The following is a 13192-nucleotide window of genomic DNA, read 5'->3' as shown; positions in this document are numbered from 1 at the left end:
CAAATGATGATTATTCTTTCTTTTTGTTTTTACTGTCAATAACAGCTCCTGTTCCAGTTCCTAGCGCAGCTCCAGCTAAACCGCCAATAATCGCGCCTTCGCCTTTTTTCTTACTGACAATTGCGCCAGTTGCTGCTCCTACTCCAGCACCAATTACAGCACCTTTAGCAGTTGCACTCCAACCTTTCTTTTTTGCTGGTGCAGCAGCTGTTGTTGTAGCTGCGGCTTGCTGATGCACTACTACAACTTTCTCTTTTTGAGCTTCGATCTTTTCCTCGTTTAATTTCGCCATTTCAGTCTTCATCGAATCGATAACACGCTGTTTGTTAATCTCAACTTTCATTGAATCAATGCTGGCTTGTTTGGCTTTATTTATATCTTCTTTGTTTTGTTGTTGACAAGAAGTTAAAAATAATACGGTCAATAAAATATATAAGCCTTTCATGATTATAAGTTTTAAAAAAATTATACATCACAAAGTACTTAATATCTGCTATAATAATTATTACAGAATTTTTTGAAAAGTTTATAAGATTTGAAGCTTTTGATGTTTCTCGCTGTGTTTTATTTTTCAAGCTGAATGAAATTAATCTCGCAAAGTCGCGAAGACGCAAAGATTTTTCTCATTTTGTCATTTCGAGGAACGAGAAATCGCACTAGAAACTCTACAAAGATTGACGACATACTTTGCGGAATAACTAGTGCGATTTCTCGTTCCTCGAAATGACAAATGGCTCTATTAATTATTTCTTTTAAATAAAAAACTTTGCGCCTTCGCGCCTTTGCGAGATTATTTTTTTACTTCCCTAAAATTCCTTTTTTTAGAATTTGTCCGAAATCATACATATCTTCATAAGAGCAATATAACGGAACTGGTGCTAGACGAATAACGTTTGGTTCGCGCCAATCTGTAATGACACCATTTTTCATTAAATAATCAAACAATGCTCTTCCTTCTCCGTGAAGGAAAACAGATAATTGTGAAGCTCTTTCTTCTGGGTTAGAAGGTGTAATAATTTCGAAGGTACTTTCTACTTCTTTATCAATTTCATGAAGAATAAATTCCAAGTAAGAAGTAATATGATCGCGTTTTGCAATTAAAGTATCCATTCCAACCTCAGCAAACATTTCTACTGAAGCCAAATATGGCGCTAAAGATAAAACCGGAAGATTACTAATCTGCCATCCATCTGCTCCGTGTACCGGATCAAAATTAGGTTCCATTTTAAAACGGCGCTCTTTGTTGTGTCCCCACCATCCTGCAAATCTTGGCAAGTCTGAATTATGATGTTTTTCGTGAACAAAACAACCCGAAGCATTTCCTGGGCCTGAATTCATATATTTATAACTGCACCAAGCAGCAAAATCTACATTCCAATCATGAAGTTCTAATTTGATATTTCCTGCAGCGTGCGCTAAATCCCATCCTACTTTGGCTCCAGCCTTTTGTCCGGCGGCAGTGATGGTTTTAATATCAAAAACTTGTCCGGTATAATAATTAACTCCACCAATTAAAACTAATGCCAGCTCATCGCCAACTTCTTCAATTTTGGCTAAAACATCTTCTAAGCGAATATTGTGTTCTCCTTCTCTTCGTTTAATTTCTACAATCGCATCTTCAGGTTTATATCCATGAAAATTGACCTGACTCTGAAACATATATTGATCTGAAGGAAAAGCTTTTTCTTCGCAGATAATTTTATAACGCTTCCCTTTTGGCTGGTAAAAAGAAACCATCAGTAAGTGAAGATTTACAGTCAAAGTATTCATCACCGTAACTTCAGATGGAAGCGCACCCACAATTTTACTCAAAGGTTCTGCAAATCTTTCTTGATAATCCCACCAAGGTTTTTCAGCATAAAAATGACCTTCAACTGCCAAATTTGCCCAATCATCCATTATTTCATCAACATAAGCTTTGGTGCGTTTTGGCTGTAATCCTAGTGAATTTCCTGTAAAATAAATTACTCGTTTGTCGTTTACTTTTGGAAAAATAAATTGTTCCTGATAGTGATTTAGTGTGTCTTTCGAATCTAACTCTCGTGCAAATTCGCGTGTATTTTGAAAAGTCATTGTGTTTTTGTTTTGTCTGCTAAAATAACAAAAATTGTTTGTTTTGTTTTGTTTCGGGTTTCAAGTTTCAAGTTTGATGTTTCATGTTGATATGCTTTGTGTGTTTAACCGCAAAGTTCGCAAGGATTTTTATCAAGGTTAACGTTTACAAACGCTAAGTTCGCAAAGCTTTGCTTTCTTTTGCATTTTGCAAACACAATTTGAGCAAAAAAAACCTTGCGAACTTTGCGTTTAAATTTCTCAACGAACGTCAAACTTGAAACCTGAAACTTGAAACTTGAGACCATTAAAAAACAAAAACCCGACAGCTTCTAAAAAACTGTCGGGTCTTCTTTATAATATAAATTCTAATTAAAGAATTAACATCGCGTCTCCGTAAGAATAGAATTTGTATCCTTCTTTGATCGCTTCATCGTATGCTTTTTTCATTAAATCGTGACCACAGAAAGCAGAAATCATCATTAATAATGTCGATTTTGGTGTGTGGAAGTTTGTAATCATACAATTTGCAATACTGAAATCGTGAGGAGGGAAAATAAATTTATTTGTCCATCCTTCGTAAGGATTTAAAGTATTAGCAGAAGAAACAGAACTTTCAATTGCACGCATAGAAGTCGTTCCAACTGCGCAAATACGTTTTTTCTTTGCTTTTCCTTCGTTTACAATATCACACGCTTTTTGAGTGATGATCAATTCCTCAGAATCCATCTTGTGCTTAGATAAATCTTCTACCTCAACTGGGTTAAAAGTCCCTAAACCAACGTGTAAAGTTACCTCAGCAAAGTTCACTCCTTTGATTTCTAATTTTTTCAAAAGGTGTTTTGAGAAGTGTAAACCAGCAGTTGGTGCCGCTACAGCTCCTTCTTCTTTTGCGTAGATTGTTTGGTATCTTTCAGCATCTTCAGCAGTAACTTCTCTGTTGATGTATTTAGGAATTGGAGTTTCTCCAAGTTCTGTCAATTTGTTTCTGAATTCTTCGTAAGACCCATCGTATAAGAAACGTAATGTTCTACCACGAGAAGTTGTATTATCGATTACCTCAGCAACTAACGAATCGTCATCACCAAAATAAAGTTTATTTCCGATACGGATTTTTCTAGCTGGATCAACCAAAACATCCCAAAGGCGTTGCTCTGAATTTAATTCTCTTAATAAGAAAACTTCAATTCTAGCTCCAGTTTTTTCTTTGTTTCCATACAAACGTGCAGGGAAAACTTTTGTATTATTAAGAATTAAAACGTCTCCGTCATCAAAATAGTTGATCACGTCTTTAAACATTTTATGTTCGATAGTGTTTTTTTTACGGTCAATTACCATTAAACGAGATTCATCTCTATTTTCTGCTGGGAATTCAGCCAAAAGTTCTTTCGGTAAATTGAAATTGAAGTGTGATAATTTCATATTTGAATTGTTGATTTTAGAGTGTAGCTTTTAGATTTGTTTATCTAAAAATTTAAATCGGTTGCAAATATACGATTGTGAGATAGGCGTTGTCAAGTGTTTTGACGTTTATTTTCAAAAGTCCTTGATTTACTGAGGTTTCACATTGACTTAAAAAGCTATTCTTTAAGTCAATTTTAACTTTTTCGAACCATATAAGAAATATAAGTTCATTCTAGCTAAAATTTTAAATAGCGCCAAATCAACATTATAAACCCGACAGATTTTTAAAACCTGTCTAGTTAGCTATTTAAATACGCATAAAAAAACCTCTGATTAAAAACCAGAGGCTCTGTATTATTAATTTTTAATTTAATTGAACTTATATCACTTATATGGTTCAATTAAAATTACAATTCTGTTATTTGAAAGTTTAAAGCTTTTAAATCGTTCCAGAAATCTGGGTACGATTTGGAAACTACTTCGGCATCGTCAATAATAATCGGGACTTTTATTGCTAATGGTGCAAATGCCATTGCCATACGGTGATCGTTGTATGTTGCAATATGCACATCATGATTAATATCGCCAGAACGCAATAAAGTCAAGCTATCATTAGTAACAGAAATATTAGCTCCTAATTTTGTAAGCTCAATTCTTAAAGCTTCTAATCGGTCTGTTTCTTTAATTTTTAAAGTATGAAGTCCTGTTAGATGACATCCAATTCCTAAACCTAAACAAGTAACTACGATAGTTTGAGCGATATCTGGCGTATTGTTCAATTCAAAATTTACATCTTCGTAATTGAATCCAGAAACTTTTTCCAAAGTCATTTTGTTGTTTTGGAAAGTTGTTTTCACTCCCATCTTCTCATAAAGAGAAACCAATTCAGAATCTCCCTGAAGACTGTTTTCTTTATAACTACTTAAAGTAATTTTTGCTGCATCGGCCAAAGCCACAAGGCTAAAGAAATAAGAAGCCGAACTCCAGTCTGACTCTACCACCATTTCTTTAGTTTCAACTGATTCTTTAGGGAATACCTTAATCACATTTCCTTCAAAACTCGTTTTAATATCTAAATCAGCTAACAAAGCCAAAGTCATTTTGATATACGGAATCGAAGTAATTTCTCCTTCTAAAGTCAACTCTAAACCATTGTCTAATTTTGAAGCTACTAATAAAAGTGCAGAAATATATTGACTGCTTACATTGGCTGCCAAAGTTACTTTTGAAGCGGTAACTTTTTTTCCTTTAATTCGAATTGGCGGATATCCTACTTCTTTCTCATATGAAATCTCAACACCCAATTGTGCCAAAGCTTCCACTAAAATTTTAATCGGACGTTCCTGCATTCTGCTAGAACCTGTCAAAACCACTTCTCTGCCTTCGTTAACCGAAAAATAAGCAGTAAGAAAACGCATTGCTGTTCCTGCGTGATGAATATCTACAATTTCATCATTTCCTGCTAATGCTTTCTGCATTACTTCGCTGTCGTCTGAGTTGGAAGTATTGGCTAAAGTAATATTTGGAAATAATGCTTTTAATAACAATAAGCGGTTCGTTTCACTTTTAGAACCAGTGATATTTAGTTGCGAATCATCAATAGTGAATATTGAATTCGTGCTTAATTTTAAATTCATTTTTTTAATTGTAAGTTGTGCATTATGAATTAGGAATGATTAGAGACATAATTCAGCCCCGCAATTTACCACTCCCCATTCATAATTCAAAATTCAAAACTCATAATTCAAAACTTATGAGTGATATTTCACAATTATTTCAATTTATCGTTGTTTTTGTGACGATCTTTATCTCTAACCGATTTTAGATCCATTTTTTTATCAAAAGAGGCTTGTAAATCAATTCCTGTTTGGTTGGCTAAACAAAGCACGACAAAAACAACATCTGCCAATTCTTCTCCTAAGTCTTTGTTTTTATCGCTTTCTTTTTCAGATTGTTCTCCATAACGGCGCGCAATGATTCTAGCAACCTCGCCAACTTCTTCTGTCAGCTGCGCCATATTGGTCAATTCGTTAAAGTAGCGAACACCATGTTCTTTTATCCAAGTATCAACAGCTAATTGTGCATTTTTTAAATCCATCTCTTTATATCTTTTTAAGAATTATTTTTTCATTTTGGCTTACGATCATCTTCTGAAAAAACTCTTTTATCATTCCGTAATCCTCAGCTACAAAAATACTACTGTTGATTTCTTTTTGACTCACAATTTGAATTTTGTTTTCAGAAAACGAAAAATTTAAAATGAAAGACATCAACTTGTCCTCTGAAGATATTCTGAATGGTTTAGGAAGTGATTCTACAGTATATCCCTGCGGAATTTCAATATTCAAATTAAACTTTTCTATGTTTTTATATCCAAAATAAACAGGCATTTGCCTTTTTTCCTGATTGAACGGATTTTTACTTTGGGTAAAAAACAATAGAGGATTTACAAAAATCTTCCCATCAATAATATCCGAACGGTTGCTTGATGCAAAAGAAAAAGTTTCTATGACCGACTGATCTAAGTTTGATTTCTGATTTTCTATTGCATAATTTGAAATCTCTAAACCTCCCAATCTATTCTCTAATTTTTCAAGATAAGCATCTTCCGTTTTAGTATTATTTTCTACTCTAAAACTGTATGCGTCATAATCTGTTCTTTGAACTCGAGCCTGACCATTCATTTTTCCGTCAGGATTTATTTTAACTATAAGACTGTAAATTTCTTTAGACTGTTGTGTTGGATCTAATTGAATTTCTTCAGAATTGCCATCTTTTTTGATTAATCTTCCGTTCCAATTTAAAACGTTTAATGGTAAAATGTTTGGCGCCGTAAGTTTATGACTTGCATCCAAAAGATTTTTTTTACCATCAATTTCAGCTGCAACTATTACATAATTGAATCCCGTTCTTGTTGGATACACTGGAAGTCCGTTTTGTATTGTGCTTACCAAAACAGGATTGGCTTCTATACCTGCCGCACGAAGCATATTTATCAGAATAAAATTGATTTCTGCGACATTACCAGTTTGGTCTTTATAAGCTTTTTCGACTCCTTTTTCTGTATAGCAGCTATTAATCTCATTCCAATTCATTCGATTTTTAACATATGTAAAAATCAGATTTAATCTTTCCTTTTTATCTTCTACATTAGACAATAATTTATTCAAATCATCTGTAAATAAACTTCCTTGATTCAATTGTTTCCCAAAGCTGTCATCTTTAAAAATAGTTTTAGCAACACCTTCCCAAGTTAAACTATAATCTTTTACAGGCTGATCTGGAAGACGCACTCTTTCTAATTCTTGCTGAATGCTTCCGCGATAATTTTCAAGATTATTGATGTAAGGCTCCTCTTTTAATGCTGGAACATCTTTTCCTTTATAAAAGGTTTCGATTTGTTTATAGCTAAATGAGCTTGTCTGACTGTAAGCATTATCAAAACTTTGACTGGCGGCTGTAAATTTAGATTCTGTTTCTAACGGAATTCCTCCAATTAAAATGGGTTTATAAATATAAAATTCTGGAATCTGTGTTTTGTAATAAAAATAGTCAACAGGAATACTGAACTGAACATCAAAATCGGGAAACTTCACCAGATTTTCAGATCTTAAAACATATTTGTATTCAATAATAGAACCTACTTTTACATTGGGCAAAGTAATCGTCTTTTCTTTCCAATATTGATTGATTTTATTTTTAAACTCGCCTTGATTATTCAATTTAGTTTTTACAATGTTGCCATTTTCTAAATTATAGGTCACTGCATCTGAAAATTCTAAACGGTCTTCATTTAACTTATCATAACCGATATAAAAACGCACTTTCTGGTCGGCCCAGCTTAAACCTTCTTTTTTATAAATTTTAATTTTCACTTCGCAGACATGGTTGGCATAAAATCCAACATCTTTATTATAGCCAAAATAAGTTCTTCCTTTTTTAAACAAGATAGCAGCGGGTGCGCTGCTATCTTTAGGATGAACTTTTTCATTTAACTCTGCAATAGTTACTTTTCCCAAGTCATAATTTTGAGCTTGAATAGTTATTGTACTTCCCAAAAGGGCAATACAAATTAGAAGGAATCTCAGCATAATTAAATACGTTTCAGAACGATTTTTTCCGTTTCTTTTTCTACCATTGTTTTATAATACTCTTTCAGCATCTCATATTTTTCAGCAGATACGATAGCTTCATTTATTTGATGCAAAATAGACAACTGAAGTTTATTGTCATTTGCCGCAATGTTAAATTTAAAAACGCCCAAATTATCTTCCATTGTTACAGCTGCTGGAGCTGGCAATGTTTCAACCACAAAGCCTTCTGGTATTTCAATATTAATACTGTACTTATCTGTAAATGGAAAACTAAAGTCTACTGGATATTCTCTACTTTCCTGCTTAAACGGATTATTATTTGTCGCAAAAAACAACATTGGATTCAAATAAATTTTACCTCCAATAACTTCGCACAAATCGTTTCCAGTAAAAGAATAAGTTTCTATAATTGGAAGAAGGATATCCTTTTCGTTTGTTTTTGAATAATCGCTTATTTCGATTTTTTTATTCTTGTTTTCTAGCTTTTCTAAATATTCTTCTTCTTTTAAGCCTTCAATATTGCCACGCGTAATCATGGCGTTATAATCCATGTATTGTCTTCTTGTTTTTCCTGTAACTTTTCCAGCGCTATCGATACTGTAATTCATAAAAACATTATCAACAGAAGTTTTTTCTGGCATTAAATTAATTTCTTCTGATGAACCGTCTTTTCTAATCAATCTTCCTGACCAATTTAAAACTCTTAATGGCAAAACATTCGGAACCGTAAATTTTTCTGAGGCATCTAGTAAAACATATCCGTTTGGAGTTTCTACTGCAGCAATTACATAATTGAATGCCGTTCTGTTAGGAAACAACGCTATTCCGTTTGAACGTGTACTTACTAAAACTGGATTTGCTGTTAATCCTGAATAACGCAACATCGCTGTAAGCATTAAATTTATATCGGCAATATTTCCCGTTTTTTCTTTGTACGCCTTTTTAACCCCATTATCACAGCCATAACCGTAATATTTATTCCACTTTACGTTTGATTTTACGTGATTTAAAATAACTAAGATTTTCTCTTCAGGAGTATTGATTCCTGAAAGTATTTTTTTCAAATCATCTTCAAAATAACCTGTTTTATTAAGCTCAGGACCAAAATCATCATAATCATAAATTGTTCTTACAACCGAAGCCCAATCTGCAGAATATTCTTTAAGCACCTGATTTGGAAATTTAGTCATTGATAATTCGTGAGCAACAGACGATGTATAATTATCAATATTGTTAACATACGCCTCATCTTTCATTGCTGGAAAATCTACCGCTTTGTACGTAACTTGATCTTCCATATAAGTTAAGTAATCAGTAGAGAAATTAGTTGATGTCACACGTCCACCCGATCTTTCCTTGCTATTAAAAGTAATACTTTTGGCAACCCTTGCTGTTGTTGCCTTAGGAAAAAAATAACCTTTTTGTCTTGGACTGAAAGTGTAATATTCGGGAATGAATGTTGAAAACTCAGAATAGTTGACTGGAATACTCGTTTGAAAATCCCAATCTCTTATTATTTCCTGTGGACATTTAATACTGTATTTAAATTCAATAACAGAACCTTCTTTTACATTAGGCATTGTTATTTTTTTTAAGCTTTTATATTTATTTAGTACTTCCTCAAAAACGCCATCACTTTTAAGCTTCGTTTTTTCAATTTTACCACCAACTATGTTGTAAGTTACAGCATCCGAAAAAGACACTTTCTCTCTTAGACCAGAATAATTATAGAACCAAACATCCTGGTTTGCCCAATCTAGGCCTTCTTTTTTGTAAATTTTAATTCTGGTTTCTACATCTGTCACTGTAACAAAACCGTCATTAACATCATATTCAATTCTTGCAGTTCCTTTTTTATACAAAATAGCTGCTGTCGCTGCCGAATCTTTCGGGTGCGACTTTTGTTCTAATTCTGCAATGGATACTTTTCCTAATTTAAATTCCTGCGACATCGCTTTTGAAGCGATCAATAAAAGCACAGTGAGACTAAATAATTTAATAATTTTCATTGGTAATTTTTGGTTTACTTTGGTTACACTTGTTAGTTTTTGGTTAATATTATTTTGGCGTTATCGTTTCTAGAGACTTGTTCCATAAATAGGCGATACTCGTCATATTCTTTGTTCGAATATTTTCCTTTATTTAAAAACATCGATCTTTTATAAGTCAGTTTATTATTGTCTTTTTTAATGATTTCGGTTTTGTATTCGCCAAATTTGCCTTTTAGCTCATAATTGGAAGGCAGGAATTCGATACTGAAACCTTCTGGAAGATTGATTTCAATTTCATCGGTATCTAAAAAACCACGTTGTATTTGAAAAGGATTTTTTCGGTTTCTAATGCGTTTTACGTTTCCTGTATATTGATTGAAAGCATCGACTACAAAAATCATTTTGTTACCCGTAATAGCTCCATAATTTACAGCGCTTATCTGAACATCTTCGGTAAAACGAATATTTTCTTTATCATTCGTAAAAGTAATTTTACCTAGTTTCAAGTTGTTGATATTATCCCAATACTCTTTGTAATATTCCTCTTTTTCATTTGGTTGCATGGTTTCTACTCGAGATTTAGAAGCATACACACTTCCTTGAGAGGCTATTTTTAAAGTGCCAGAAAAATTCCCAGTTGGATCAATTGTGTAAACTCCTTTACCTACTTGCGTGTTTCCTTTATCATCATAGATTTTAGTTCTTACAATTTGGCCTCCTTCAGGTTTTACAACCAAAACATCGCGATCGTCAGTAAAAGTTCCTTGATATCCAAACGGATCGTCTTGACTCGTACATTCTAACCAGATATAATTATCTTTATTAGGAATCGCCAAAATCATATGATTCCCTTGCATCGAAACAAAATCAGATTGAATATTTTCTTTGTAACGATCGCCATATAAAATAGTATTATAAGATGGGACATCTACAACCTGTAAAAGTGCTTTTGTATAGTTTGACAATGCTTTGCAATCTCCATATCCTAAACGGTCAACATCGTTGGCTAGCATGGGTTTCCAACCGCCAATGCCAATTGCAATGTTTACATATCGCGATTTTTTCTGTACATAATCATAAATGATTTTAGCTTTTTTGATAGGATCTTTTTCATCTCCAACCAATGCTTTAATTTTTGCTTTGGTCTCTTCTGTCAAAACAGTCGTACCGGTTAAGATTTTATCTTCATACCATTTTCCAAATGCTTCCCAAGTAGTAGCATTTCCGTCCACTCCTTCTAAGTGAAAGTTTTCTAATCCCATCATGACTTTAGGAAAAAGATCTGAAGGAGAAGGGCTAAGATCTTCTTGTTTTTGAGCCGTGATATTTGTTGCTGTATAACTCAGATTTGTATCTGTATCGGCTGTTTTGGTTATGTTGAAGTTATCAAATTGGAACTCTTTTTTCTTAAAGCCCAATCCTTTTGGGAAAGTTACATTCAAAACGCATTTTTCTACACTTAAATAATATCCTCCAATAAAATACCATTTTGGTATAAATGCCGTATTTGAAGTTTCAACTTCGCTGGTGTAAGCAATTGTAAAAGGATATGAAATGGGTGTATAATTTAAATAAAGTACTCGATTATCAGAAAAAAGAGTACTTCCGCCTACAGCGCTCTGATCTTTAAAATCTTTTCTTTTGATTTTTTTAATTTCATTGCCCAACGCATCATAAACTATAGCTTCAATATTTTTTATTGAAGTTGTTTTATCGTAATGACAGTATGCATCAATATCATTTAAACCTTTTTCATTTAAAACAGAAACCACTCTTTGGGTCTTAATATTCATACTTCTTTGCGAAGCAATAACAATATCCATTTGGTCTAAACGGATAACAGCATTGGCGTTCTGTTTTAAACTATCTGGAATAGAAAGAATAGGATAATTGCTCTTTTGGGCGAATGAATTAAGGGTTGTTAAGAATAAAAATAACGCAAAAAAAAGGTTTTTCATTAGTAGGGATTTTCGTCAAATATATATTATTTTCAGAAATTCTTAACAAATGTTTAATAATATTTTTACTCTCTGTTTTTGCTATCCATTACAATGGTAACGGGCCCGTCATTGAGAAGACTGACTTTCATATCGGCGCCAAAAATTCCTGTTTGCACTTTCTTGCCCAACTCTTTTTCTATTGCTTGAACAAAATTCTCATACGTCGGAATTGCAAAATCTGGTTTTGAGGCTTTTATATAAGAAGGACGGTTTCCTTTCTTAGTTGATGCATGAAGTGTAAACTGACTTACAACAATAATATCCCCGTCAATATCCTGCACCGAACAATTCATAATATCATTTTCATCTCCAAAAATTCTCATTTTAATGATTTTCCCAGCCAACCAATCAATATCTTCTTGTGTATCGGCATCTTCTATTCCGACTAAAACCAATAAACCTTTTTGAATGTCGGCCGTTTTTTGACTTTCAACAGTTACTGATGCTTGGGAAACTCTTTGGATAACTACTCTCATTCTTAACTTTTGTTTTTAGCCACAGATTACACATGATTAAAAAGATTTTAAAATCAACACGTTAAATGCACTTCAGTGCGTCTCTACAATAAAATCATTCTCGTATTCTGTTTTGGAATTTGGAATTTTAAAATTGGAATTTTAATTACTTACGTGTTTCATCACTTGCAGCGCGATCTTCACCATACGTATCGGTACGATAATGCTCTTCGTCGCCTTCAAGAATTTTTAAGTAACTATTATATCGTGACCAAGCAATTTCGTCTTTTTCTAATGCTGCTTTTATGGCACAATGCGGTTCTTCTTTGTGTAAACAGTTGTTAAATTTACATTGGTCTTTCAGCTTAAAGAATTCAGGAAAATAACCGCTTATTTCTGAAGGCTCCATATCAACAATTCCGAAACCTTTAATTCCAGGCGTATCGATAATTCGAGCATCAAAAGACAAATCATACATTTCAGCAAAAGTTGTAGTGTGCTGTCCTTGCTTGCTTTGTTCTGAAATTACAGAAGTTTTTAAATGTAGACTCGGTTCAAGTGCGTTAACCAAAGTTGATTTTCCAACACCAGAATGTCCAGAAAACATACTTACTTTACCAAGCATCATTTCTTTTAGCTTGTCAACGCCTTTGTTTTCTGTCGAAGAAATACGAAGACATTTATATCCAATTTCAGAATAAATATGCTGCAGATAAAGCTGATCGTCTAAAGTCTGCTCTGTTAAAGTATCTATTTTATTAAAAACAAGAATAGCTTCAATTCCGTATGCTTCTGCAGTAACCAAAAAACGATCGATAAAACTTGTCGTTGTTGGCGGATTATCAATTGTAATCAATAAAAAAACCTGATCGATATTAGAAGCAATAATATGAATCTGTTTCGATAAGTTAACCGATTTACGAACGATATAGTTTTTTCTTTCGTGAATAGTATGAATTGTTCCTGTAATGGCATCTGAAGTTTCATCCAACTCATAATCAACAATATCGCCTACAGCAATAGGATTGGTACTTTTAATACCTTTTATTCTGAATTTCCCTTTCATTCGGCATTCCACAAAATCTCCTTTTTCAGATTTTACGGTATACCAGCTTCCTGTAGATTTATAAACGGTTCCTGTCATTCTTTAATTTTAGATTGTAAATTTTAGATTTTAGATTACGCTTTAAAACCTA

General features: G+C 33.2%; 10 protein-coding genes. All 10 read right to left on the bottom strand.

Annotated features, from left to right (window positions below; genetic code table 11):
- Positions 1 to 10: 10 nt before the first annotated feature.
- Positions 11 to 445, bottom strand: coding sequence for a YMGG-like glycine zipper-containing protein (locus tag NCC77_RS07645; protein ID WP_250835031.1), 435 nt, complete (start codon positions 443 to 445; stop codon positions 11 to 13).
- Between the two features lie 353 nt (positions 446 to 798).
- Entirely contained in the window at positions 799 to 2073 is a 1275-nt protein-coding gene (kynU, locus tag NCC77_RS07640; RefSeq protein WP_250835030.1) for a kynureninase, read from the bottom strand.
- A 351-nt stretch (positions 2074 to 2424) separates the two neighbouring features.
- Positions 2425 to 3474, bottom strand: coding sequence for a tRNA preQ1(34) S-adenosylmethionine ribosyltransferase-isomerase QueA (gene queA, locus NCC77_RS07635; protein ID WP_095928237.1), 1050 nt, complete (start codon positions 3472 to 3474; stop codon positions 2425 to 2427).
- Positions 3475 to 3863: 389 nt separating this feature from the next.
- Positions 3864 to 5093: a 3-phosphoshikimate 1-carboxyvinyltransferase gene (locus NCC77_RS07630; RefSeq protein ID WP_250835029.1), complete on the bottom strand. Its 1230-nt coding sequence runs from the start codon at positions 5091 to 5093 to the stop codon at positions 3864 to 3866.
- A gap of 134 nt (positions 5094 to 5227) precedes the next feature.
- The gene (locus NCC77_RS07625) at positions 5228 to 5554 is read right to left on the bottom strand and encodes a nucleotide pyrophosphohydrolase (protein ID WP_095928239.1); all 327 of its coding nucleotides are present in this window, start codon (positions 5552 to 5554) and stop codon (positions 5228 to 5230) included.
- Between the two features lie 4 nt (positions 5555 to 5558).
- Entirely contained in the window at positions 5559 to 7547 is a 1989-nt protein-coding gene (locus tag NCC77_RS07620; protein WP_250835028.1) for a DUF3858 domain-containing protein, read from the bottom strand.
- Between the two features lie 2 nt (positions 7548 to 7549).
- On the bottom strand, positions 7550 to 9559 hold the full coding sequence (locus NCC77_RS07615) for a DUF3858 domain-containing protein (protein ID WP_250835027.1): 2010 nt from the start codon (positions 9557 to 9559) through the stop codon (positions 7550 to 7552).
- 32 nt (positions 9560 to 9591) lie between these two features.
- Positions 9592 to 11499 carry a DUF3858 domain-containing protein gene (locus NCC77_RS07610; protein ID WP_250835026.1) on the bottom strand — a complete coding sequence of 636 codons (1908 nt, stop codon included), beginning with the start codon at positions 11497 to 11499 and terminating at the stop codon, positions 9592 to 9594.
- 65 nt (positions 11500 to 11564) lie between these two features.
- On the bottom strand, positions 11565 to 12017 hold the full coding sequence (gene dtd, locus NCC77_RS07605; protein ID WP_250835025.1) for a D-aminoacyl-tRNA deacylase: 453 nt from the start codon (positions 12015 to 12017) through the stop codon (positions 11565 to 11567).
- Positions 12018 to 12162: 145 nt separating this feature from the next.
- Positions 12163 to 13140 (bottom strand): ribosome small subunit-dependent GTPase A, encoded by a 978-nt coding sequence (gene rsgA / locus NCC77_RS07600; protein WP_250835024.1) that lies wholly within the window; start codon positions 13138 to 13140, stop codon positions 12163 to 12165.
- Between the last annotated feature and the right edge of the window lie 52 nt (positions 13141 to 13192).

Source organism: Flavobacterium tyrosinilyticum, assembly GCF_023656565.1.
Taxonomy (GTDB): domain Bacteria; phylum Bacteroidota; class Bacteroidia; order Flavobacteriales; family Flavobacteriaceae; genus Flavobacterium; species Flavobacterium tyrosinilyticum.
This window is presented reverse-complemented; position numbering and strand designations above follow the sequence as displayed.

Coding starts and splice junctions, on each gene's coding strand:
- NCC77_RS07645 (WP_250835031.1), bottom strand. CDS start 445: ATGAAAGGCTTATATATTTTATTGACCGTATTATTTTTAACTTCTTGT.
- kynU (WP_250835030.1), bottom strand. CDS start 2,073: ATGACTTTTCAAAATACACGCGAATTTGCACGAGAGTTAGATTCGAAA.
- queA (WP_095928237.1), bottom strand. CDS start 3,474: ATGAAATTATCACACTTCAATTTCAATTTACCGAAAGAACTTTTGGCT.
- NCC77_RS07630 (WP_250835029.1), bottom strand. CDS start 5,093: ATGAATTTAAAATTAAGCACGAATTCAATATTCACTATTGATGATTCG.
- NCC77_RS07625 (WP_095928239.1), bottom strand. CDS start 5,554: ATGGATTTAAAAAATGCACAATTAGCTGTTGATACTTGGATAAAAGAA.
- NCC77_RS07620 (WP_250835028.1), bottom strand. CDS start 7,547: ATGCTGAGATTCCTTCTAATTTGTATTGCCCTTTTGGGAAGTACAATA.
- NCC77_RS07615 (WP_250835027.1), bottom strand. CDS start 9,559: ATGAAAATTATTAAATTATTTAGTCTCACTGTGCTTTTATTGATCGCT.
- NCC77_RS07610 (WP_250835026.1), bottom strand. CDS start 11,499: ATGAAAAACCTTTTTTTTGCGTTATTTTTATTCTTAACAACCCTTAAT.
- dtd (WP_250835025.1), bottom strand. CDS start 12,017: ATGAGAGTAGTTATCCAAAGAGTTTCCCAAGCATCAGTAACTGTTGAA.
- rsgA (WP_250835024.1), bottom strand. CDS start 13,140: ATGACAGGAACCGTTTATAAATCTACAGGAAGCTGGTATACCGTAAAA.